Origin of the sequence: Neisseria sp. RH3002v2f, assembly GCF_014596375.1 — a bacterium.
GTDB classification, from domain to species: domain Bacteria; phylum Pseudomonadota; class Gammaproteobacteria; order Burkholderiales; family Neisseriaceae; genus Neisseria; species Neisseria cinerea.
On the sequence record NZ_MAYZ01000019.1, the window covers coordinates 31,446 to 55,258 of the forward strand.

General features: G+C 47.8%; 20 protein-coding genes and 1 pseudogene. 8 read left to right on the top strand and 13 right to left on the bottom strand.

From position 1 onward, the window contains the following. Window positions 1-49 precede the first annotated feature (49 nt). Entirely contained in the window at window positions 50-1,576 is a 1,527-nt protein-coding gene (locus BBW69_RS02755; protein WP_188210468.1) for a phospholipase D family protein, read from the bottom strand. A 111-nt stretch (window positions 1,577-1,687) separates the two neighbouring features. After that, on the bottom strand, window positions 1,688-3,094 hold the full coding sequence (locus BBW69_RS02760; RefSeq protein ID WP_188210338.1) for an MFS transporter: 1,407 nt from the start codon (window positions 3,092-3,094) through the stop codon (window positions 1,688-1,690). Between the two features lie 280 nt (window positions 3,095-3,374). On the opposite strand from BBW69_RS02760, the gene BBW69_RS02765 reads away from it, so the two are divergent. Genes BBW69_RS02765 through BBW69_RS02775 form a run of 3 tightly spaced genes read left to right on the top strand, consistent with a single transcriptional unit; the run spans window position 3,375 to window position 6,303 of the window. Next, window positions 3,375-4,154 carry a (Fe-S)-binding protein gene (locus tag BBW69_RS02765; RefSeq protein WP_188210339.1) on the top strand — a complete coding sequence of 260 codons (780 nt, stop codon included), beginning with the start codon at window positions 3,375-3,377 and terminating at the stop codon, window positions 4,152-4,154. Next, entirely contained in the window at window positions 4,151-4,852 is a 702-nt protein-coding gene (locus BBW69_RS02770; protein ID WP_188210340.1) for a lactate utilization protein C, read from the top strand. The genes BBW69_RS02765 and BBW69_RS02770 overlap by 4 nt, the downstream gene beginning before the upstream one ends. Beyond that, window positions 4,849-6,303 carry a LutB/LldF family L-lactate oxidation iron-sulfur protein gene (locus BBW69_RS02775; protein WP_188210341.1) on the top strand — a complete coding sequence of 485 codons (1,455 nt, stop codon included), beginning with the start codon at window positions 4,849-4,851 and terminating at the stop codon, window positions 6,301-6,303. Before BBW69_RS02770 ends, BBW69_RS02775 begins: the two co-directional genes overlap by 4 nt. Window positions 6,304-6,446: 143 nt before the next feature. On the opposite strand, the gene BBW69_RS02780 is transcribed toward BBW69_RS02775, so the two are convergent. Together BBW69_RS02780 and pssA are read right to left on the bottom strand one after the other, a co-directional pair. Continuing rightward, window positions 6,447-7,253: a sulfite exporter TauE/SafE family protein gene (locus BBW69_RS02780; protein ID WP_111727054.1), complete on the bottom strand. Its 807-nt coding sequence runs from the start codon at window positions 7,251-7,253 to the stop codon at window positions 6,447-6,449. Continuing rightward, on the bottom strand, window positions 7,254-8,000 hold the full coding sequence (gene pssA, locus BBW69_RS02785) for a CDP-diacylglycerol--serine O-phosphatidyltransferase (protein ID WP_188210342.1): 747 nt from the start codon (window positions 7,998-8,000) through the stop codon (window positions 7,254-7,256). A gap of 423 nt (window positions 8,001-8,423) precedes the next feature. On the opposite strand from pssA, the gene BBW69_RS02790 reads away from it, so the two are divergent. Next, the gene (locus BBW69_RS02790; protein WP_107960388.1) at window positions 8,424-8,906 is read left to right on the top strand and encodes a DUF4189 domain-containing protein; all 483 of its coding nucleotides are present in this window, start codon (window positions 8,424-8,426) and stop codon (window positions 8,904-8,906) included. A 46-nt stretch (window positions 8,907-8,952) separates the two neighbouring features. Here BBW69_RS02790 and BBW69_RS02795 read toward each other — a convergent pair whose 3' ends face one another. Then, window positions 8,953-10,164 carry a uracil-xanthine permease family protein gene (locus BBW69_RS02795; RefSeq protein ID WP_188210343.1) on the bottom strand — a complete coding sequence of 404 codons (1,212 nt, stop codon included), beginning with the start codon at window positions 10,162-10,164 and terminating at the stop codon, window positions 8,953-8,955. Between the two features lie 215 nt (window positions 10,165-10,379). Between BBW69_RS02795 and BBW69_RS02800 the strand changes: the two genes are divergently transcribed. The 3 genes from BBW69_RS02800 (at window position 10,380) to clpP (ending at window position 15,051) form a co-directional block, all read left to right on the top strand. Beyond that, the gene (locus tag BBW69_RS02800; RefSeq protein WP_188210344.1) at window positions 10,380-12,812 is read left to right on the top strand and encodes a DNA translocase FtsK; all 2,433 of its coding nucleotides are present in this window, start codon (window positions 10,380-10,382) and stop codon (window positions 12,810-12,812) included. A gap of 220 nt (window positions 12,813-13,032) precedes the next feature. Next, entirely contained in the window at window positions 13,033-14,343 is a 1,311-nt protein-coding gene (gene tig, locus BBW69_RS02805) for a trigger factor (protein WP_188210469.1), read from the top strand. An 87-nt stretch (window positions 14,344-14,430) separates the two neighbouring features. Further along, complete coding sequence (gene clpP / locus BBW69_RS02810) at window positions 14,431-15,051, top strand: ATP-dependent Clp endopeptidase proteolytic subunit ClpP (protein ID WP_107859946.1); 621 nt, start codon at window positions 14,431-14,433, stop codon at window positions 15,049-15,051. A 52-nt stretch (window positions 15,052-15,103) separates the two neighbouring features. Here clpP and ispG read toward each other — a convergent pair whose 3' ends face one another. The 7 genes from ispG to BBW69_RS02845 form a co-directional block, all read right to left on the bottom strand. Next, window positions 15,104-16,369: a flavodoxin-dependent (E)-4-hydroxy-3-methylbut-2-enyl-diphosphate synthase gene (gene ispG, locus BBW69_RS02815; RefSeq protein WP_107859947.1), complete on the bottom strand. Its 1,266-nt coding sequence runs from the start codon at window positions 16,367-16,369 to the stop codon at window positions 15,104-15,106. A gap of 15 nt (window positions 16,370-16,384) precedes the next feature. After that, window positions 16,385-17,146 (bottom strand): type IV pilus biogenesis/stability protein PilW, encoded by a 762-nt coding sequence (gene pilW / locus BBW69_RS02820; RefSeq protein WP_039853971.1) that lies wholly within the window; start codon window positions 17,144-17,146, stop codon window positions 16,385-16,387. Then, window positions 17,146-18,246, bottom strand: coding sequence for a 23S rRNA (adenine(2503)-C(2))-methyltransferase RlmN (gene rlmN / locus BBW69_RS02825; RefSeq protein WP_188210345.1), 1,101 nt, complete (start codon window positions 18,244-18,246; stop codon window positions 17,146-17,148). Before rlmN ends, pilW begins: the two co-directional genes overlap by 1 nt. Window positions 18,247-18,385: 139 nt before the next feature. Further along, complete coding sequence (gene ndk / locus BBW69_RS02830; protein ID WP_107859949.1) at window positions 18,386-18,811, bottom strand: nucleoside-diphosphate kinase; 426 nt, start codon at window positions 18,809-18,811, stop codon at window positions 18,386-18,388. Window positions 18,812-18,882: 71 nt separating this feature from the next. Further along, the gene (zapE, locus tag BBW69_RS02835) at window positions 18,883-20,025 is read right to left on the bottom strand and encodes a cell division protein ZapE (protein WP_188210346.1); all 1,143 of its coding nucleotides are present in this window, start codon (window positions 20,023-20,025) and stop codon (window positions 18,883-18,885) included. A 549-nt stretch (window positions 20,026-20,574) separates the two neighbouring features. Then, a complete protein-coding gene (fghA, locus tag BBW69_RS02840; protein WP_188210347.1) occupies window positions 20,575-21,402 on the bottom strand; it encodes an S-formylglutathione hydrolase in 828 nt (275 codons plus the stop codon). Window positions 21,403-21,410: 8 nt separating this feature from the next. Then, on the bottom strand, window positions 21,411-22,520 hold the full coding sequence (locus tag BBW69_RS02845) for an S-(hydroxymethyl)glutathione dehydrogenase/class III alcohol dehydrogenase (protein ID WP_308019378.1): 1,110 nt from the start codon (window positions 22,518-22,520) through the stop codon (window positions 21,411-21,413). Between the two features lie 147 nt (window positions 22,521-22,667). Between BBW69_RS02845 and BBW69_RS02850 the strand changes: the two are divergent. Then, window positions 22,668-23,064: pseudogene (locus BBW69_RS02850) on the top strand (MerR family transcriptional regulator). A gap of 433 nt (window positions 23,065-23,497) precedes the next feature. On the opposite strand, the gene BBW69_RS02855 reads toward BBW69_RS02850, so the two are convergent. Beyond that, window positions 23,498-23,812 carry an integration host factor subunit beta gene (locus tag BBW69_RS02855; protein ID WP_003675203.1) on the bottom strand — a complete coding sequence of 105 codons (315 nt, stop codon included), beginning with the start codon at window positions 23,810-23,812 and terminating at the stop codon, window positions 23,498-23,500. Window position 23,813: the final 1 nt, after the last annotated feature.

Sequence of the window (23,813 nt, forward strand, 5' to 3'; positions counted from 1 at the left end):
TCCTTTGCGGGTTCTTGCATGCCGTCTGAAGGACATTCAGACGGCATGTTTATAATAAACCTTCGATTGGCAGCAGGGATAGGATTTTTGCAGCAATGCGTTTCCAGAGTTTGGCTTCCGGTTCGTTCGAGTAGGTTTTTTGGGTGGCAGGGTCATACCATTGCAGGCGGTTGTGTTTGTCGAGGGTAACGCGGTAGGCGTAGGAAGGGGTGGTTTGGGCGAGGGTGCGCTCCATTTTGCCGGCTATCAGGGGGCTTTCGATGACTACGCCCATTTCGGTATTGAGGCGTGCGGAGCGTGGGTCGAGGTTGAAGGAGCCGATAAAAATACGTTTTCCGTCGACGATGAAGGTTTTGGCATGAAGGCTGGTAACGGAGCTGCCGGTCAGTCCTTTGTCTTTGGTAGAAGGAACGGCATGATTGGGTTGCAGTTCGTAAAGTTTGATGCCGGAGTGAAGCAGGGGTTTGCGGTATTTGGCGTAACCGGAATGGACGGCGGCAACATCGGTAGCCTGCAGCGAGTTGGTCAGGACAGTTACACCTATGCCGTTTTGAACCAGTTTTGCCAATGCCTGTGTGCCGGATTTCGTGGGGACAAAATAGGGGGAAACTAAATAGACGTTTTTTTCGGGTTGTTTGAGGGCGTTTTGCAGGCGGTCGGCAATCGGCGGTTTGCGGCTGTCTCGGTCTAGCCCTTTGTCGGGATCGTCGCTGATTAGGCGGGTTTGGACGCTTTGCCAGTCAATCTGCCGGTTTTGTATTTTTTTGTAGAGCGGGGATTGTTCGATGGTTTCACGGTAACGGAGGAGTGCTTGTCTGGCGGTTTCGTCGTCGTAGCCGAGTTCTTGAAGTCCGTGTGGAATATCTCCGCGACGGATGATATGCGTGGCATTGTAGGCGGAATGGCTTGCCCAGTAGCGGTCAAAATCGTATGAAACTTCGCTAACGACGCTGCCGGTAGCGAGGATGTCCAGGTCGGCAAAAACGGTATCGTTCCTGACTTTGAAATATTCATCGCCGATGTTGCGTCCGCCGAGTATGGTCGCACGGTTGTCGGCGGTAAAGGATTTGTTGTGCATACGGCGGTTGAGGCGGGCAAAGTCGGTCAGGTAGCCTAAGGCACGCCATTTTCGTAAGACGAAGGGGTTGAACAGGCGTACTTCGATATTGGGATGGCTGTCGAGGGCAAGCAAGAGGTCGTCCAATCCGCGCGTGTTGTTGTCGTCCAGCAGCAGCCGTACGCGTACGCCGCGTTCTGCGGCAAGGTATATGAGGTTGAACAGAAGTCTGCCGGAAATGTCGTTGCGCCAGATGTAGTATTGCAAATCGAGGCTGTGTTCGGCGGATTCGATGAGGGCTGCGCGCGCGGCAAAGGCTTCGTGGGGATCGTTCAGCAGATAGATATCGGATAGCCCGTTGTTATGAGGGGGGTGCCGGATTTGCAGGATGTTGTCCAGGAGGACGGGTTTGGAAGTATTGAAATGATGGCTTTCCGTCCGTTCTTCCAAGGGGGGCAGCCATGAAGAACATGAACAGAGAAGGAGGCATAAAAGGGAAATGAGGCTGCGTGTTTTCATCGGGGATAGGGTTTCAGACGGCATTGCCTGTATTTTGGGGTCTGTACGCATTGAAATGAAGCATCATAATCTAAAGGCCGGAACGGGTAAAAGTTTTGTCGGGATGCAGGATTAAGGCCGTGTGCCTCTTGTCAGGTTGGCACCGTCTGATACATGCAGCCGTTTGAAAACCAGCGATGATGCAAGGGTAATGCCGCCGATGCTGAGCAGCGTCATGCGGAAGGCCGGATGCAGGTTGGCGGCGGCAGGCATTAGGAATGTCCAGTTTTTAAGTATCAGCGCACCGGAAACAACCCCCATACTGATGGCAAGTTGCTGGTTAACCGCCATCAGGCTGTTGCCGCTGCCTGTTTGTTGCGGACGTAAATCTGCAAGTGTCAGTGTATTCATAGCCGAAAACTGTAAAGAATTGCATGTGCCGATTGCCAGCGAGAGCAAAACCCATATCCATAACGGAGAGTGTCCGTCAGGCAGTGCCAGCAGCATGATGAAGGCGGCAAGCAGTTTGGTATTCCAAAGCAGCACCTTGCGGTAGCCGAAACGCTTCATCAAGGTGGAGATTAACGGCTTGACCAATAGCGAAGACAGGGCGACGGGTGCAACTAGCCAGCCTGACAGGCTTGCGCTGAAACCGAAAGCGATTTGAAACATCAACGGCATCAGGAAGGGAATCGAGCTGATGCCGATACGGCTGAACAGGTTGCCTGCCAATCCCAGACGGAAAGTGCGTATCAGGAATAAATCGGCAGAATAAATCGGATGGGGTGCCGTTTTCATGTGTCTTAAATAACGGTGTGCAAACAACAGACCCATACCCAGCAGGCATAGGGAAATATACGGAGGCAGTGCGTGAGACAGGCTTTCTGCTGAAAGTAACAAGAGGCACGCGGCGGCAGAAAAAATCAGATAACCTTTGAAGTCTAAAGAGGTATTGCTGCCTTTAATATCGGGCATAATGTTTCTTCCTAATATAAAGCCCAGCAGGCCGATAGGCAGATTGAGCAGGAAAATCCAGTGCCATGAAGCATATTCGACCAGATAACCTCCCGCCAAAGGTCCCAGAACAGGCCCGATTAATGCAGGCATGACCGCATAATTAATGGCATTGAGAAGCTTTGATTTTTCATACACGCGCAGGATAGTCAGGCGCGGTATCGGAACCAGCATCGAACCGCCTATGCCCTGAATGATGCGTGAGAATGCCAACCCGAGCAGGGAGTCGGATGCGGCACACAATGCCGACCCTAGCATGAAGAGGGCAATTGAGCCGAAAAAAACCTTCTTGGTTCCGAATTTGTCTGCCAGATAACCGCTTAAGGGAATCAGCAAGGCAACGGTTAGCGTGTAGGAAATAACCGCCAGCTGCATGTTTAATGGCGACTCATTCAGGTCGGCGGCAATTTCAGGCAGGGCGGTATTTAAAATAGTGGCATCCAACATCTGCATGAAAATGGCAATTGCAAGCAGAAATGGTAACCAGGCGGAGGTCGTATGGGAGGGGAGGGTGCTTTTTTCCATAAAGCGATTGTACTCCATACCGGTCTGTTGTCGTTCTTAAATGCGACCTGGACGGTATTGGTTCAGACGCGATTACATTCATAAATGAATAAAGGTATCGGCTTCTTGTAATGATAACGATTATCTTAATTAATAATATAAGATGCAGCAAGCAATAGATAGCAGTTTGTAAGAAAAATAAGATTATTTTTTAAAATTATACTTGACCCACAACAGTCAATTACTTAAAGTAAACGCTTAATTTTCGACAGAGAAAACGGGTATCCCCGTTAACAAAAAAATGAGCGCAATCACTCCTCCAAAAATCACCACATTCGACAGCAAGCCGACGGATGTTTATTTCTTCGGTACCTGCGTCCTCGATCTTTTCATGCCGGAAGCCGGTATGGATGCCATTACTTTAATCGAGCAGCAAGGCATACGGGTCCATTACCCGATGGCGCAAAGCTGCTGCGGCCAACCTGCCTACTCTTCCGGTCATCCGGCCGAGGCGTTTGATGTCGCCAAAGCGCAACTCGACCTTTTCCCTGAAAACTGGCCGATCGTCGTACCGTCCGGCTCGTGCGGTGGCATGATGAAACATCACTGGCCGACTTTGTTTAAAGGCTCCGAGTACGAGCAAAAAGCCATTGATTGTGCCGGCCGCATCATGGAGTTTACCCATTTTCTGCTGGCTATCGGCTACAAGCCTGAAGACAAAGGCGGGCCGGTTAAGGTTGCCGTTCACACTTCCTGTGCCGCACGCCGTGAGATGAATGTTCATTTGTCAGGCTGGCAGTTGATTGACGGCATGGAAAATGTCGAGCGCGTCGTTCACGACCACGAAAGCGAGTGTTGCGGCTTCGGTGGGACGTTCTCTGTCAAACAGGCCGATATTTCCGGCGCGATGGTAACAGACAAAGTTGCCGCTCTGAAAGAAACCGGTGCGACCGAAATCATCAGTGCAGACTGCGGCTGCATGATGAACATCGGCGGCAAAATTGCTAAGGACGAGCCGAATATGCCGCGTCCGAAACACATCGCATCCTTCTTGTTGGAACGTACCGGAGGCAAAGCATGAGCGCGCGCGAAAATATTTTGGCAAAACTGAAAAAAGCCGACGCATTGCCGATGGAAGAGCCTGCGGTTTTTGATTATTACCGTGAAATGGGTGTTTCTTGGGGCAGCGAAGTTGAGCGTTTGAAACATTGGGCTGTCGCTATGCGTGCGGTCAAAACCGAAATTTATTGGGTGACCAAAACCGGCTGGCCGCAAGTATTCCGTCAAGCAGCCGAAGGCAAAGGTCTGAAAAACATTCTGCTGCCGTTGGCGACCGAACACGGACAAATTGCCCGTGCCGCGCTGGTGGACAGCAATATCGAACCGATTGCTTTCGAGCGCGAAATCGATACTTGGAAAACCGAGTTCTTCTCAAACATCGATGCAGGTTTTAGCAGCTCTCAATGCGGCATCGCCCGTACCGGTACGCTGATGCTGTTTTCCAGCCCCGAAGAGCCGCGTACTTTAAGTCTTGTTCCGCCCGTGCATTTCTGCCTGTTTGATACGGCAAAAATGTATAACGAATTTCACAACGCTGTCGAAGGTGAAAAACTGGTGGAAAATGGCATGCCGACCAATGTTTTCCTGATTTCCGGTCCGTCCAAAACCGCAGATATCCAGCTGACGCTTGCTTACGGCGCGCACGGTCCGCGTGATTTGGTCATTCTCGCCATCCTGCCTGACCATATTTCCCCTGCCGATTTGGAGGAAAACGCATGACTACGCAAACCATCAAGTTCCACATGAAGCCGGAAACTTTCAAACAAAACGCCGCAATTTCCCTTCAAGACAAGCCTTTGCGTAAAAGCCTGCGTACCGCGATGGATATGCTGATGACCAAACGTAAAGCCGTTTTGACCGACGAAGAAGAGCTGCAAAGTCTGCGCGATTTGTGCGAACACGTCCGCCAGCGTTCTCTGTCCAAATTACCCGCACTGTTGGAGCAATTGGAAGAAAACCTGACTAAGTTGGGTGTGAAAGTACACTGGGCGGAAACACCGGTCGAAGCCTGCGAAATCATCCATGACATCATTACTGCCAAAAACGGCAAGCTGATGGTCAAAGGCAAATCGATGGTCAGCGAGGAAATCGAGCTGAACCATTATCTTGAAGCAAAAGGCATTAAAGCGGTAGAAAGCGACTTGGGCGAATTTATCGTCCAAATGGCAGGCGAAAAACCGACCCATATCGTGATGCCTGCTATCCACAAAACCAAAGAACAGGTTAGCGAACTTTTCCACCAAAACCTCGGCACGCCGTTAACGGACGACGTAGACCAACTGACCGGCTTCGCCCGCAAAGCACTGCGCGATATTTACAGCACTGCCGATGTCGGCTTGAGCGGCGTGAACTTCGCTGTTGCTGAAACAGGTACGCTGTGTCTGGTGGAAAACGAAGGCAACGGTCGCTTGAGTACCACCGTTCCGCCCGTGCATATCGCCATTACCGGTATTGAAAAAGTAGTTGCCAAGTTGTCGGATATTCCACCCTTGTACAGCCTGCTGCCGCGTTCTGCCATCGGTCAGAACATTACCACTTATTTCAACATGATTACCGGTCCGCGCCGTAGCGAAGAGCTGGACGGTCCTCAAGAAATGCACTTGGTCCTGCTCGACAACGGCCGCAGCCAAGCCTATGCTGAAGACCAAATGCGCCGTACCTTGCAATGTATCCGTTGTGGCGCGTGTATGAACCATTGTCCGGTTTATACCCGTATCGGTGGCGCGGCATACGGTACCACCTACCCCGGCCCGATTGGCGAAATTATTTCTCCGCACTTGTTGGGTCTGGATGCCACCCGCGACCTGCCAACCGCCTGTACCATGTGCGGTGCGTGTGTGGAAGTTTGTCCGGTACGCATCCCGATTACCGAACAAATGCAACGTCTGCGTATCGAAGCGCAACGTTCGCCGACCGAAGTCGTACCGCATCCTATCCGCGGACAAGGCGCATCGCATACCTTCGGCGAACAAATGGCATGGCGCACATTCAACGGCATTTTCAGCGGCAGCAAAACCTACCGAGCATTCGGTTGGGCAGCCACCAAATTCCGTGCATTGACGCCGAGCAAGCAACTGGGCTGGACGGACAACCGCGTTCCGATGAAACCTGCCAAGAAAACGCTGCATGAAATGATGGCGGAGAAAAACCGTAAAAAAGAAAAAGTATAAGCAATCTGTTTATAAAAATGCCGTCTGAAAATATTTCAGACGGCATTTGTTTTGATTGTTTGTATATCGGGTATATTTTCACGTGAATGCTTACATTTCCATTATAGGAGGGAAGGGCTTGAAATAAGAGGGGGCATTGTGTCTTAAAACAGGTTGTACAGCATTTTCCCAGCAATCAGAAGCAGCATGATGCCGAAGGATTTTTTTAGTTTGGCGGAAGAGAGTTTGTGGGCAGCTTTGACGCCCAAGGGGGCAAAGGTAATGGTTGCCACACTGAGTACGCCGATAGCGGGCAGATAGAGGAAGCCCAGCGAGCCTTCAGGCAGCCCCCCAACTTTCAGGCCGTTTAAAAGATAAGATACCGCACCTGCCAACGCAATTGGCCAGGAGAGGCCGGATGATGTACCGATGGCTTTGTGGGTGGGAAATCCGCAGCGGATTAAGAAAGGGACAGAAAGTGAGCCGCCTCCTATGCCAACCCAGCTTGACATTGTGCCGAATAATGTGGAAACAGCAGTCAGTCCCGGCAGTTTTGGCAGGGGATGCGATGCGGTCTGATGACCGGTATGCAATGTTCTGAATGCGACGGCTGTAAAAAATAGGATAAAGAAAATTTGAAGCCAGAATGTGGGGATATATTTTGCGGAGAGCGAACCCAAGAATACGCCGAATATCATGCCCGGCATCATCATGAATACCGTTTTCCAGTCAACCGCCTGTTTTTTGTGCTGTCCCAACATACTGGAGAAGGAAGTAAAGACCATAACGGCAAAGGATGTTCCGACAGCGAGGTGTTGGGCATAGGGATGCTGAGCCAATCCTTGGTAACCGAGTACCCATAAAACGACAGGAACAATCAGTGCGCCGCCCCCGACACCGAACAGACCTGCAATAAAACCTGACGCACTGCCCACGAAAAGCAGGAGCAGGATAATTTCCCAATGCCACATTCAATCGGCCTTTCTACGTTTTTTCAAAAAGCGGCGTGCCGCCATAATGTAGCCGGAGAGGCTGTATCCGAAGAAGAACAGGAAGAGGACAAGCGACGGCTCCCAAGTAATCAGCAGCAGCAGCAAAACGGCAATCAGCATGCCGACGAAGGGGACTTGTCTGCGGATATTGATTTCCTTAAAGCTCCAAAACGGAATCTGTACAATCATCGACAGACCGGCAAACAGTGTGATGCCTAACGCCCACCAGTGGACGGCGGGGAATTTTTCAACGCTGTGGTTGACCCAAATCAGCCCGACAATCAGTGCGGCCGCTGTCGGACTGGGAACACCGATAAACCAGCGTTTATCGATTTTTCCGATAAGCGTGTTGAAAAGTGCCAGGCGCAGGGCGGCGCAGGCGCAGTAGATAAATGCAACGGAATAACCGATTTTCCCGAATTGCCAAAGTTGCCATTTGTAGGCAATCAGGGCCGGGGCGACACCAAAGCTGACCATGTCTGCAAGGCTGTCAAGTTGTTCTCCGAATGCGCTCTGGCTGTTGGTCAGCCGTGCCACACGTCCGTCCATGCCGTCCAGCAGCATGGAGATAAAAACAGCAATAGCGGCTGTTTCGTAGTGTCCGTGCATAGATTGGGTAATAGCGTAAAAGGCGGAAAATAGTGCGGCAACGGTAAAGGAGTTGGGCAGGAGGTAGATACTGTTTTGACGCAGAGAACGTTGGGAGGTGTTTGGCTGGGTTTCCATAGATAAAGTATCTTTCGGACACGGAAAATCGATAGGGAGATTATAACCCAAACAGTTATCGAACAATACGCCCTGTAAGATATAACTGTTGGGAAGGTATTTATTTTGTTGATGCTTGGCAGCGGTGATTGGATGATTGGAAAGGAGTGATGATATTAAAATAATTTCCCCATTCATAAACGTATGCCGCAGGGTACATTGTAAAATACAGCTTTTTCGTGCGTTGGAAGGTTTGCGCGCAATTGTCGTCTTAATAGATTGTTTATTCGGCAAAGGTTGGTGATGCGTTAATTTGTGTTGTCAAAGCGGGTTGCCGATGCTTCACAGCGTAATTTTTCTAGAGGAATAAAACGATAAGGCGGGAATTATCCTGTTTTTTGTTTATAATGAGGTAGGACATGGACGAACCGTCAGGAATCTATCATGATAAAAAAAATATTGGCAGTATCTGCACTCTGCCTGATTATTGCGTCGGCACAGGCTGCCGATACTTACGGGTATCTCGCTGTTTGGCAGAATCCGCAGGATGAGAACGACATTTTGCAGATTAAAACCACTAAAGAGGATTCGACACAAAATGAATCGCTTGCCGAGTTGGAGGCTTTTTGCAAAGGGCAGGATACGCTTGCGGGGATAGGTGAAGATCAAGCAACTGGATGTCGTTCTGTTGTGCCGTTGAAAAATACTTGCGTTGCATTGGCGTATCCGAAAGCAGAGGGCGGAGTGCGTACCGGTAATGCTGTTGTGATTACTTCGCCACGCTTTACTAGTGTCCATCAGATTGCCCTCAACCAGTGTATCAAAAAATATGGTGCGCAGGGGCAGTGCAGTTTGGAGACGGTTTATTGCACATCGTCTGCCTATTATGGCGGAACGGTCAGTTCTTTAATCCAGCATTTGAAGTAAACAGAATGCCGTCTGAAGAATGTTCAGACGGCATTTATATCGTCAATCAGCTCTCTTTGGAGTCGGGGAGCAGGCGGTTCAGTACAATAGCAAGTACGGCGCACAAACCGACCCCGGCAAAGCTGAAGCTGCCCAGTTTGAGCGTCATACCACCGATACCCGTCGTCAGTACCGAGCTGACGATAACCAAGTTTTTCGGCAGCATCAAATCGACTTTGGCATCAATCAGGGTTTTGATGCCCAAAGAGGCAATCGTACCGAAAAGCAGCAGCATGATGCCGCCCATAACAGGCATCGGGATGGAGGCCAAGAATGCATTGAATTTGCCGAAGAATGCCATACAAATGGCAAAAACTGCAGCCCAGGTCATAATGACGGGGTTGCTGTTTTTAGTAATCATCACAGCACCCGTTACTTCCCCATAAGTTGTAACCGGTGGGCCGCCGATTAAGCCGGCAATGCATACGCCCAAACCATCGCCTGTAAGGGTTTTGTCCAAGCCGGGGTCTTTTGTGTAGTCTTTTCCCGTTACATTGCCGATTGCCATGATGCCGCCGATGTGTTCGATGGCCGGGGCAATTGCGACCGGCAACATAAACAGAGCAGCCTGCCAGTTGACTTGTGGTGTTTCAAAATGCGGGACGGCAAACCAAGGTGCATATGTCATGCTGGCCGTGTCGACCAGCCCCATCAGCAGTGCAAGGGCATAACCGGAGGCAACGCCGATTAAAATAGGGATCAGCTTCATCATCCTGCTGCCGAAAACCGATACGATGGCGGTAACGGCAAAGGTAAAGCCGGAAAGAATCAGGGAATCGGTATAGTCGATGACCTGTTTTCCGTCTGCCTGTCCCATTGCCATACTGCTTGCCGCTACAGCGACCGACAAGCCGATAACCATAATGACCGGACCGATGACGACCGGCGGCAGCAGCCTATGAACGGCAGCAAGTCCGCGCCAGCGGATTAGTGCGGCAAATACAAAATACATAAATCCCGCAGCAAACAATCCGAACATGGTGGAGGGCAGACCCCATTCACCGATAGCGTAGATAATCGGCGCGATAAACGCAAAAGAAGATCCTAGAAAAATAGGCACTTTGCGTTTGGTGGTAATTTGGAACAATAAGGTTCCTATACCTGCCCCTAAAAGAGCAAGTGCCGGGTTCAGTCCCGTCAGCAGGGGAACCAGCACCATTGCGCCGAATGCAACGAATAAAATCTGAGCACCGGAAACGGCAAGTTTCAATTGGTTCATACTATCTTCTTTCAGTCAGTTCAAACGGCACGGATTATACTGGTTTGCCGTAATCCTGCGTAAAAATACATATTTTGCGCATCAAGTATAAGTTCCGGTATGCGGCAGCGGCCCACAGGGGCATGAAAATGGGCGAAATGGAGTATAATCCGACATTTCATATTTAATCCGCAAGCCGTCCGGTGTTTTCAGACGGCATTTTCCGGTAATACGGCATGACAGAAAAATCCAATAAGAAAATCACAAAAGGCAGGGCGGCAAACCAGTCTCAAAATTCTTCCCGCAAGAAAGACAACGGGGTGAGGGGCAATAAGGTTTCCGAACAGCTTAAAGCTGCTAAAGAATTGCAAAAAACCGAAGCAAAGAAGGCACGTCCCGAACATGTTGTCAATCTAATCGCCGACGCATTGTGGCTGATGGGCTTGGCGGCAACCCTGTATCTGACGATTTCCCTGATTAGTTTCGATATGGGGGATCCGTCTTGGTCGCGCAGTTCGCCGGTTGTGGAAGATGCCGCCAATTGGGGAGGTTTGTTCGGAGCATACATTGCCGATGTCGGTTATTATCTTTTCGGCTGGTCGTTCTGGTGGTGGATAGTTGCTGCCTGCGTGATGTTGTATAAAAATTTCCGTCTGCATGCCAAACCGGCGCTACCCGGTTCGTACAACCACAAAATCGCCGTCGCCGCACTTTTTATCTTGACGGTATTCAGCCCTGTTTTGGAATATTTTGTGCTGGGCGGAAAATACGGTGAATCCTTGCCGGTCGGTGCGGGTGGTATGGTAGGTATACGTGTCGGCGCTATATTTGCATGGTTATTGGGAAAATCGGGCAGCCTCTTGATTATTTTGGTTGTTTTTTTGTTATCAGTGTCTTTGCTGGTACAGGTTTCATGGTTGGAAGTGTTGAACGGTACAAGCAGGACGATTCAAAATTGTCTGGCTGTATCGGGTAGAAAAATATCATCACTGGGAAAACGCCGTCCTAATACCAAAAAAGACAGTGTCGATACCCTAAACACCCGCCGTATGGTAAAAGAGGCTAAAAATATTACCGCCAAGCCCGTTATCTCACTCGAAGGCAGTACCAGCAACCGCAAATCTGTAGCAGTCTCTGTTGCACCGCCGCCTAAAATCCAAGCTTCGCTGTTTGAAGATAACGAAGTCCAGAGCAATGGAGAATATCACAAGCCTGCGTTGAATTTGTTGCGCCTTCCCGATAGCGAGCCGGTCAGCATCAATCCTGCCGAATTGGAGCGCACTGCCGAACTGATTGAATCCAAGCTGGCAGAATTCGGCATCGGCGTGCAAGTCGTTTCTGCCACTTCCGGCCCTGTAATTACGCGTTATGAAATTGAACCCGCGCAAGGCATAAAAGGCAGCCAAATCGTTGCTTTATCTAAAGATTTGGCGCGTTCCATGTCGCTGCAATCCGTACGTATCGTAGAAACCATCGCAGGCAAAAACACGATGGGCATCGAGTTGCCCAACGATAAACGCCAAGACGTGATGTTGAGCGAAATCTTGTCTTCACCCGTGTTTACCGAAGCCAAATCCAAACTGACCGTTGCATTGGGCAAAGACATCGCCGGTACGCCCGTCGTCGGCGACTTGGCGAAAATGCCGCACCTTTTGGTCGCCGGTATGACCGGTTCGGGCAAGTCCGTCGGCGTGAACGGCATGATTATGTCCATGCTTTTCAAAGCTACGCCGGAAGAAGTCCGCTTCATCATGATTGATCCGAAAATGCTCGAATTGAGTATTTACGACGGCATTCCGCACCTGCTTTGCCCGGTCGTTACCGATATGCGTGAAGCGGGGCAGGCGTTGAACTGGTGCGTCGCCGAAATGGAAAAACGGTACCGCCTGCTCTCGCATGCAGGTGTGCGCAACTTGGAGGGCTTCAATCAAAAAGTCGAGGCTGCTAAAGCGGCCGGTAAGCCGCTGTTGAATCCTTTCAGCCTGTCTCCGGATAATCCGGAACCTTTGGAAAAATTACCATTGATTGTGGTCGTTATCGACGAGTTGGCAGACCTGATGATGACCGAACGTAAATCCGTCGAGCAGCAAATCGCACGCCTTGCCCAAAAAGCGCGTGCGGCAGGTATTCACATGATTGTCGCGACCCAACGTCCGAGCGTCGATGTCGTCACCGGCTTGATTAAGGCGAACATCCCGACGCGTATGGCGTTTACCGTACAAAGCAAAATCGACAGCCGCACCATTCTTGATCAGATGGGTGCGGACGAGCTGTTGAAATATGGTGATTCACTGTTCCTACAACCGGGCAGCGCCGAGCCAACCCGACTGCAAGGGGCGTTTGTTTCAGACAACGAAGTGCATCAAGTCGTCAACTATGTCAAATCCCAAGCTCCCGCTGACTATGTCGAAGGTTTGCTCAGCGGGGAAGCCGCACTGGAAACCACTAATATCGTCAATCCGAATGCGGGAAGCGACGAATTGTTTGACCAAGCCGTTGCCTACATTTTGGAAAGCAAAAAAACTTCCATCTCTTCCCTGCAACGTCAGTTGCGCATCGGCTATAACCGCGCAGCAAACCTGATGGAGGCACTCGAAAATGCAGGTGTCGTTTCCCCTGCCGATATGAATGGCAGCCGTAAGATTTTGGCACACAAAGAACATTTTTAGTTTCACATTGGGATTAAGAAGTCTGGGTGGCTGATTTGACGTTTTCGGACGGCATATTATGTTTGCGAAAACATATTGTGATATACTTCCAAGTTAAGATGTTCCCTTTACGGAGAAGGTAGGGCAATTATTTGTATTGCCGGTACCGTTTTGCCGCTTACCGTCCAATGTCGGAAAGGGGCTAGCTATTTTATTAACACAACAAATTTAAGGGCTTATGATGAGCGTAACTGTTGAAACTTTAGAAAATCTGGAACGCAAAGTAGTGCTGTCTCTGCCTTGGTCCGAAATCAACGCAGAAACCGATAAAAAACTGAAACAAACCCAGCGCCGTGCAAAAATCGACGGTTTCCGCCCGGGTAAAGCACCTTTAAAAATGATTGCCCAAATGTACGGTGCAAGCGCTCAAAATGATGTCATCAATGAGATGGTTCAACGCCGCTTCTACGATGTTGCCGTTGCCCAAGAATTGAAAGTTGCCGGCTATCCGCGTTTCGAAGGCGTTGAAGAACAAGATGATAAAGAATCCCTGAAAATTGCTGCGATTTTCGAAGTATTCCCTGAAGTCGTTATCGGCGATTTGTCTGCACAAGAAGTTGAAAAAGTAACCGCTTCCGTCGGTGATGCCGAAGTGGACCAAACCGTAGAAATCCTGCGCAAACAACGTACCCGCTTCAACCATGTTGAACGCGAAGCCCAAAACGGCGACCGTGTCATCATCGACTTCGAAGGCAAAATCGACGGCGAACCTTTCGCAGGCGGCGCATCCAAAAACTACGCCTTTGTATTGGGTGCAGGGCAAATGTTGCCTGAATTTGAAGCCGGCGTAGTCGGTATGAAAGCAGGCGAAAGCAAAGACGTTACCGTCAATTTCCCCGAAGACTACCACGGTAAAGACGTTGCCGGTAAATCCGCTGTCTTCACCATCACATTGAACAACGTATCTGAAGCTACTTTGCCTGAAGTTGATTCTGATTTTGCTAAAGCATTGGGTATTGCCGACGGCGACGTTGCCAAAATGCGCGAAGAAGTGAAGAAAAACGTCGGTCGCGAAGTGGAACGCCGCGTAAACGAACAAACCAAAGAATCTGTCATGAACGCGCTGCTCAAAGCCGTAGAGCTGAAAGCACCTGTTGCTTTGGTAAATGAAGAAGCCGCACGCTTGGCAAACGAAATGAAACAAAATTTTGTTAACCAAGGCATGGCTGATGCTGCCAACTTGGATCTGCCTTTGGATATGTTCAAAGAACAAGCCGAACGCCGCGTATCTTTAGGTCTGATTCTGGCCAAACTGGTTGATGAAAACAAACTGGAACCGACTGAAGAGCAAATCAAAGCCGTTGTTGCCAACTTCGCAGAAAGCTACGAAGATCCTCAAGAAGTGATTGACTGGTACTACGCAGAGCCTTCCCGCTTGCAAGGCCCGACTTCTTTGGCAGTAGAAAGCAACGTTGTTGATTTCGTTTTGGGCAAAGCCAAAGTAACCGAAAAAGCTTTGTCTTTTGATGAAGTGATGGGCGCACAAGCCTAATCATCTTCAAAGGTTTGTCTGAAACAGACAACTTGAAAGCACCAAAGCATCCCTTTGGTGCTTTCGTAACATTGACAGGAGACAAGAATGTCCTTCGATTTCAATAATTACCTCGTTCCTACCGTTATCGAACAAAGCGGTCGTGGTGAGCGTGCATTTGATATTTACTCGCGTCTTTTAAAAGAACGCATCGTATTTTTAGTCGGTCCAGTAACTGATGAGTCTGCCAATTTGGTGGTCGCCCAGCTGTTGTTTTTGGAAAGTGAAAATCCTGACAAAGATATTTTCTTTTACATCAATTCGCCCGGCGGTTCGGTAACGGCAGGTATGTCGATTTACGATACTATGAATTTCATCAAACCTAATGTCTCTACTTTGTGCTTGGGGCAAGCGGCAAGCATGGGTGCATTCCTGCTGTCGGCAGGCGAGAAAGGCAAACGTTTCGCCTTGCCCAACAGCCGTATCATGATTCACCAGCCTTTAATCAGCGGCGGTTTGGGCGGTCAGGCATCTGATATTGAGATTCACGCACGCGAACTGTTGAAAATCAAAGAAAAACTCAATCGCCTGATGGCCAAACACTGTGGCCGAGACTTGGCAGATTTGGAACGCGACACTGACCGCGACAACTTCATGTCCGCTGAAGAGGCTAAAGAATATGGTCTGATTGATCAAATCTTGGAGAACCGTGCTTCTTTACAGCTTTGATTAATTGGGAGAGAAAATAAATGCCGTCTGAAATGTTCAGACGGCATTTATTTTATAGAGACTGTATCGGGATGACTTTTCCTTTATTGCGTTTAGAACTGTTTTCGCCATAATTGGTTTTAACATATTCCTCTACAATAGCTAGGAATTCAGTTGCAATATTATCACCTTTCAGTGTTATTTTGCGCTCCCCATCTACATAAACAGGTGCGACGGGTGTTTCCCCTGTACCGGGAAGGCTGATTCCGATGTCGGCCAATTTGCTTTCTCCGGGCCCATTGACAACGCAGCCCATTACGGCAACGTTCAGGGATTCAACCCCGGGATAAAGGTTACGCCATATAGACATTTTTTGGCGCAGGTAATTTTGAACATCTTGTGCCAGCTCTTGAAATACGGTACTGGTTGTACGCCCGCAGCCTGGACAGGCAGTTACCATAGGTGTAAATGAACGCAGCCCCATGGTCTGTAAAATTTCTTGTCCGACGATAACTTCCTGTGTTCGAGAACTTCCCGGTTCCGGAGTCAGTGAAATGCGGATTGTATCCCCGATTCCTTCCTGCAATAAGACGGAAAGGGCTGCCGTAGATGCTACAATGCCTTTGCTGCCCATCCCTGCTTCGGTTAATCCCAAATGCAGGGGATAGGCGCAGCGCCTACCCAATTCACGATAGACTTGAATCAGATCCTGGACAGAGCTGACTTTACACGAAAGGATAATTTTGTCTTCGGGTAATCCTAGCCGAACGGCTTTTTCGGCAGACTCCAAGGCGGAAACAATCAGGGCTTCTTTCATAATTTCCTGAGGAGGTTTTGGAGAGGCAGATGCCTGATTGGCATCCATCATGCGCTTGGCAAGGCTTTGATCCAAAGAACCCCAGTTTACGCCGATGCGGACAGCTTTGTTGTTTTCTGCAGCCGTCCGAATCATAAAGGCAAACTTTTCATCGCCTTTTGCACCTTTACCGACATTGCCGGGATTGATGCGGTATTTAGACAGGGCTTTGCCGCAATCGGGAAATTCGGCCAAAAGGCGTTCACCGTTGAAATGGAAATCACCAATAAGGGGGGTGGGATAGCCCATATCGTCTAAGCGCTGGCGGATTTCTGCAACTTTAGATGCTGCTTCGGGACTGTTAACAGTAATACGCACCATTTCTGAACCTGCATCGCTTAATTCTTTGACCTGCAATGCAGTGGCTTGGGCATCTGCGGTGTCGGTATTGGTCATAGATTGGATGATGACGGGTGCTTCTGAACCAACAATGATGTGATCGATATGGACTTGGTGTGTCTTACGTCGTTGGAGTGTGTTCATAAGGTTCGAATCTGTTTATTGACCTGTGATAACAGTCTGTAATTCTTCTGAGTAAGGGAAGTTTGCCTGCAACTGTGCTTCATATTCGTATGCTGCCTGTGAGTTTCCGAGAGATTTGGCAATTTTCCAACCAAGCAGCAAATCATCCGCCTGTAGGACTTCAACCTTACTTTGGTATTTTTTAAAATAATAGTCCGCATCATTCAATTGGCCGGCAAGCATTTTAGTACGTGCCAGCTCTTTAAATGCAGGAGGAAACTGCGGCTGTGCGGCAAGTGAACGTTCTAAGTAGGCTTCTGCCAATCCAAGCTGCCCTTGTTTTGCACTGCATATGCCTTTATTCAAATTGGCAACAAACGGAGTCGGGTAGGTAGGATCTGCCAATGCTTTATCAAAGTGGGGCATCGCTTCTGCAGGCCGGTTGAGCGTGCCGCATAAGAACCAGCCGTAGTTATTATTGATTTCAGCGTTGTCGGGTTTTAGGGAGAGTGCGTGCAGGAAACTCTCCTGAGCTTTATCATTTACTTTCAGATATTGATAGATTTCGGCACGGACAAGCCAGGCAAGTTCGTTTTTGCTGTCTGTTTTCAGTGCATCTTCAATACTTGCCGTTGCCTGGCGGTAGTCTTGCCCGCGCATATACTCCATGGCCAATTGGGTTTTAATGTTGGAAACCTGATTGGCTTTTTCTGCGCTTGAGGGTTGATAAGAGGTGCTGCATGCGCTTAGAGCAAGCGCAGCTAAGAAGAACAATTTTTTGGATATATGAAAGGGCATCATAATTCCCCCCGTTGTTCGATTAAAATCTGTTGCCATTTTTGCTGACGGCGTGTTTTATCCTGAACCTGGCCTGCTAATTGTCCGCAAGCGGCATCGATATCGTCGCCACGAGTTTTTCGAACGGTAACGACAAATCCGGCTTGTTGCAGGATATCTCTGAAAATACGGATGTTTTCGTTACTTGAACGTTCATATCCCGAATTAGGGAAAGGATTAAACGGGATTAAATTGAATTTGCAGGGAACATCTTTGACCAGTTCAATAAGTTCGTATGCATGTTGTGCCTTATCGTTGACACCGTTCAGCATCACATACTCGAAAGTAATAAAATCCCTGGGTGCTTTGACTAAATAGCGCTGGCATGCTGCCATTAATTCTTTCAGCGGGTATTTTTTATTTAGCGGTACGATTTTGTTACGGACTTCGTCATTAGAAGCATGGAGAGAAACAGCCAAAGCTACAGGCATGGTATCACGCAGTTTATCCATCTGGGGAACCATACCTGAGGTGGAAACCGTTACGCGGCGGCGGCTTAGACCATAGCCATGATCATCTAACATGATACTCAAGGCGGTAACGACATTTTCAAAATTTGCCATTGGCTCGCCCATACCCATCATAACGACGTTGGAAATTACGCGCTCATTTTTCGGAGTAACCCCCATGGCTTTGTTTGCCCACCACAATTGGCCGATAATCTCGGCTGCACTCAGATTGCGGTTGAAACCTTGTCTGCCGGTCGAACAAAATGTGCATTCCAACGCGCAGCCGACCTGAGAGGAAATGCAGAGTGTGCCGCGTTCGGATTCGGGGATAAAGACGGTTTCTACTCCGTTTCCCGTTCCGACATCTAAAAGCCATTTGCGGGTGCCGTCTGAAGATTCTTGCGACATCATGAGCTTAGGAATATCGATGCTTGCCTGTTCATTTAATTTATAGCGCAACGATTTTGCCAAGTCGGTCATTTCATCAAAATTTTGCGCTCCGGATTGGTGTATCCAACGCATAACTTGTTTGGCGCGGAAAGGTTTTTCGCCCATATCGGCAAAGTGCCGGGTCAGCCCTTGGAGGTCGTAGTTGAGCAGATTGGTTTTCATGTGGTTATATTTCTTAAATTAGGCTTTTCACAAAATGGCCGGTTCGACAAATTTGATTGAAAGCCTTTGTAACAGAACTTTCAGACGGCATGGACAGGTTTCATGCCGTCTGATAATGGGTCTGTGTAGGTGTATTATATTAACGTGGGCAAATTTCGGTTTGGCTGAAGAAGTAGGCAATTTCCAAGGCGGCGTTTTCCGTACTGTCAGAACCGTGTACGGCGTTAATACTGACAGAGGTGGCAAAATCTGCCCGTATCGTACCTTCGGCTGCTTCGGCAGGATTGGTTGCCCCCATCAGCTCCCGGTTTTTCAGAACGGCATTTTCCCCTTCCAAAATTTGAATCATTACAGGACCGCTGGTCATAAATTCAACCAATTTGGCATAGAAGGGACGCTCTTTGTGAATCGCATAGAATTCCTGAGCCTCTTTGAGGGTAAGTTGTTTCATTTTGGCCGCAACGATTTTCAAACCGTTTTCTTCAAAACGGCTGTATATTTTACCGATAACGTTTTTGCCGACGGCATCGGGTTTGATAATGGAAACGGTGCGTTCAATCGCCATGCTATATCCTTATTTTTTATTTATTAAAGTTAGAGACAGTATTATTTTATCGAGAAAAAAATTTATCTAACCTAATCCTTTGGGGATAAGGTCAAGTGAGGTTGTTCCAAATAAACTTCGGACTGCATTTCAACCATCCGGCTGGCAGTACGGGTAAATTCTTCGGCAAAATCACCTTCTGTATAGATATGGTTGACATCTACCGCGCTGGTGGCACACAGTTTGACTCGGAAATCATAAAGGACATCAATCAGCCAAGTCAGACGTCGTGCTTCTGCCTTTTCTTGGGGAGAGAGTTTTTCCAAACCTGAGAGAAAAACCATTTCATAATGTTCTGCCAAATATAGATAGTCGGACTGTGAACGGGGGCCAAAGCACAGTGCGCGGAAATCAAACCATATGGCGCGACCGGACTCGGCTTTGTGGGGAATTTCCCGACCGTGGATAGTGCTGATGCCGGGATTTAAATCGGTAATACCTGCCATTTCTTTGAACAGTTTTGCCAGTTTCGCCTCATTTTCTTCATCGGCAGGAGTAAAGAAAATCTCGGCAGGGCGAAGGGTTCGCAGTCGGTAGTCTTCCCCTCCGTCAACATTTAAGACTGTCAGGCTGGATTCGATGAGTGCAATTGTGGGAAGAAAACTGCTTCGGTTTTGACCTTGTGGGTAGAGTTCGGAAGGGGCGTAGTTTGAAGTTGCCACCAAAACGACACCTTCGTTTAGTAGGTTTTCCAGCAGACGGCCTAAAATCATTGCGTCTGCAATATCGCTTACATGGAATTCGTCAAAGCACAATACGCGGGTTTCTGTGGCAATCTCGGCGGCAACGGATTTCAACGGATTGGCTTCGCTCTTTAGTACTTTCAGGCGCTGGTGGATTTCCGCCATAAAAGCATGAAAGTGAACGCGGCGTTTGCGGCGGTAAGGGAGACAACCGAAAAAAGCATCCATCAAAAAGCTTTTACCCCGGCCGACACCGCCATAGAAATAAAGCCCTTTGGGGACTTGCGGAGAACGCAAACTCCTACCTAAAAAACGGTTTCTTTTGCGTTTGAACATCATCAGCTCGGTCCAGAGTCTGTCGAGGTATTCAATGGCGTTTGCCTGTGCCTGATCATGGATAAAATTAGGCGATTGGGAAGCAGCCTGATACCAGGTCAGCGGACTGTGGTTTTCAAATGGAGGAGCTTTAAAAAGTTGGTCTCTATTGCTCATATTTAACCTTGTTATACTTCTTGTGGCTAAGAAAGAAAATGCTTACCAGCCGGTATTATAAATGATTTCCTTCAAACTTGGCGTTTTCCGTGGAAAAGAATAATGAAGCGTGCAAGGAGCTTGTATAAGCAAAGATGGTGTTTCAATGTGATGTTGATATTACCAATTCATTGAACGAAATGCCTTTTGTTTAAGGCTGTGTTTTAATATTGAAGAAGGACAAATTAAACAGATGGTGAATCGTGAGGCTGCCACGCCAACATCAGCTTGAGGAGAGCTGAAAACACAACAGGCTGCTTATGTAAATTTGATCATGAATGATACAAAGCCTGAAAGTGAGGTAGGAAATACGGGCGATTTTAGTGTTTGACCAATCAAGGTTTAAGCTCAAAAATCAGACTAATCAAATGAAGGGCTGGGTTCAGTAATCCGTAGAGCCAGCTCCTTCTGGTTCAGACGGCATAAGTTTATGTTGGCATTTTGCCGGCACTTTTTACCGCTCTCGTGCCGGCTATCCCAAACTGCTTTGAAAACTGACCGCTCTTTAGCTTACTTCAAAAATGCCGCATGATAGGCAATATGATCACCAATAAAACTGGCAATGAAGTAATAGCTATGATCGTAGTTTTTGTGGAAGCGCACATCGGTCGGTTGATTTGCCGCACAACAGGTTCTGATAAAATCTTCGGTACACAATTGTGTTGGCAAAAACTCATCTTCCAAGCCCTGATCAATGCGCATACCTTGCACTTTATAGCCTTGTTGGATGAGCGAGTTGGCATCATATTGCTGCCATTTTTCGCGATCTTTTCCTAAATAGGCAGAAAAGGCTTTTTCTCCCCAAGGCACAAGACTTGGCGACAAAATAGGCGAAAAGGCAGAAACACTTTGATAACGTTCCCGATTTCGCAGTGCCAATACCAATGCGCCGTGTCCGCCCATTGAATGTCCCATAATGGAACGTTTGCCGTTGGTAGGAAAATTTTCCTCAATCAGGCCAGGCAACTCATTCAAAATATAATCATACATTTGATAATTCGTCGCCCAAGGCTGCTCGGTCGCATTCAAATAAAAGCCTGCACCTTGCCCTAAATCGTAAGCATCATCGTTCGGCACTTGCTCTCCGCGAGGGCTGGTATCAGGTGCAACCACAATCACTTGATGTTCTGCCGCGTAACGCTGAAAGCCTGATTTGGTAATGAAATTTTGTTCCGTGCACGTTAGGCCGGAAAGCCAATAAATCACACCAAGTGGTCGATTCTCTAGATTATCCGGCAAATAGACGGCAAATTTCATTTTGCACTGAAGCGTTTGGGCATAGTGTGCCCAAACTTGTTGCGAACCGCCGAAAATTTGATGTTGTTCAATCAGTTTCATCGCGTACCTTAGTAATGAATAACAGTGCGGATCGATTTACCTTCGTGCATTAACTCAAAGGCTTCATTGATTTGATCAAGTGTCATTGTGTGGGTCACAAACGGTTCTAACTCGATATCGCCTTTCATTGAATCTTCCACCATTTTAGGCAGTTCAGAGCGGCCTTTCACGCCGCCAAACGCCGTGCCTTTCCAAACACGACCGGTCACCAACTGGAATGGACGAGTTGAAATTTCTTGCCCTGCACCCGCTACACCGATGATAATGGATTGTCCCCAACCACGGTGTGCACTTTCTAATGCCTGGCGCATTACGTTTACGTTACCGATACATTCAAAGGTATGATCAATGCCCCATTTATTGATGTCTAACAGCACATCTTTGATCGGTTTATCGTAATCGTTCGGATTTAAACAATCCGTTGCACCAAACTGTTTTGCCAACTCGAATTTTGCAGGATTGGTATCAATAGCAATAATGCGACCCGCTTTGGCTTGACGCGCACCTTGCACCACCGCCAAACCAATCGTCCCCAAGCCAAACACCGCAACAGAGTCGCCTTCTTGTACTTTTGCTGTGTTATGCACTGCACCAATACCTGTGGTAACGCCGCAGCCGAGCAAACATACTTGTTCGTGGTTTGCTTCTGGATTAATTTTCGCCAGTGAAACTTCTGCAACAACAGAGTATTCACTGAAAGTCGAACAGCCCATATAGTGATAGATCGGCTGACCTTGATAAGAAAAACGCGTCGTGCCGTCCGGCATTAAGCCTTTACCTTGTGTATCACGCACTGAGACGCATAAGTTGGTTTTACCTGAACGACAAAACTCACATTCGCCACATTCTGCGGTGTAAAGAGGAATGACGTGATCACCTGGTTTTACGCTTAACACGCCTTCGCCCACAGCAACAACCACACCCGCACCTTCATGTCCAAGCACCACAGGGAACACACCTTCAGGATCGCTTCCTGATAACGTAAACGCATCAGTATGACATACGCCAGTGTGAGTGTTGCGGATTAACACCTCGCCTTTGCGCGGCATTTCTACATCGATTTCCACAATTTGTAAGGGTTGATTTGGGGAAAATGCCACCGCCGCACGAGATTTGATGGTTGAATTGGTTTGTTTAATTTCCATTATTTTTCCTCTTAATTTATTGGCAAAATAGCCTTGCCTAAGCAACATACCAATAGTTTACACTTTAGAGTTCACTCCAAGGCAAGTGTTTTTTACCATTTTTGTTTAGAGGGAAGAATAATGGCTTATATCACTGCTAAAGCCGCCGAAAAAATAGGTATCTCTGCACACACCCTACGTTTTTACGATAAAGAAGGCTTATTACCTAATATCGGACGTGATGAATACGGTAATCGTTGTTTTACCGATAACGATTTGCAATGGTTGAATTTATTGCAATGCTTGAAAAATACAGGAATGAGTTTAAAAGACATCAAACGCTTTGCGGAATGTACCATCATTGGCGACGATACCATTGAAGAACGTTAAAAATCAAACAGAAAATGTGAAGTGTCAAATTGCCGAATTAAAACGCTATTTAGATTTGCTTGAATACAAATTAGCATTTTATCAAAAAGTTAAAGCGTTAGGCTCGGTAAAAGCTGTGAATTTGCCGCAAATTCCTGAAAAGGCTTAGTTTCAGTGTAATAAGCAAAATTTTGTGTTGTTCGAAATAGAAATTAGCAATTTGTTGTTTAAAAAGTAGATTGTAAGTAATTATAAAAAATCTACATCTTAACAGGTTGGTCGTTTAACCCAAAGTATTGAAGAAGCAGATGAAGTTAAATCACGTGGCTATGTTCTAACAAACAGTTGATTTTGACTGCAGGTCAGGGGATAAGACGATTTTTCATTTAGATAGAAACCTATCCTGTCGGATAAAAAGAATTTCGTTTAACTCATAAGTTGATATTAACGGAATATCAAAACTCTTCCTTATTTAATAGAATAGATTTTCAGTCAAAAAATAATTGGTCTGCTCCTTATTTATACTTAGCTCAAGTCAACTGATTGTTAAAATGTGGCCTAAAGAAAAACGCCGCGTGGCGGCGGCGTTTTGATGCTAAGGTTTAGTTGGCATTTTCTTTTAAAGCCAAGTCAACCCGTTCACGTAATTCCTTACCGGGTTTGAAGTGGGGTACATGTTTTTCAGGTACTTCCACTCGATCTCCAGTTTTAGGGTTACGACCGATACGGGCAGGACGATGGTTCAAATCGAAGCTGCCGAATCCCCGGATTTCGATACGTTGACCTCGAGCAAGCGATCGAGTCATGGTATCGACCAAGACTTTTACGCTGTACTCTACGTCTTTTGCCAGAAGATGGGTACCGTTTTTAGCGGCAAACACTTCTGCCAAACGAACCATTAACTCAGACTTTGTCATG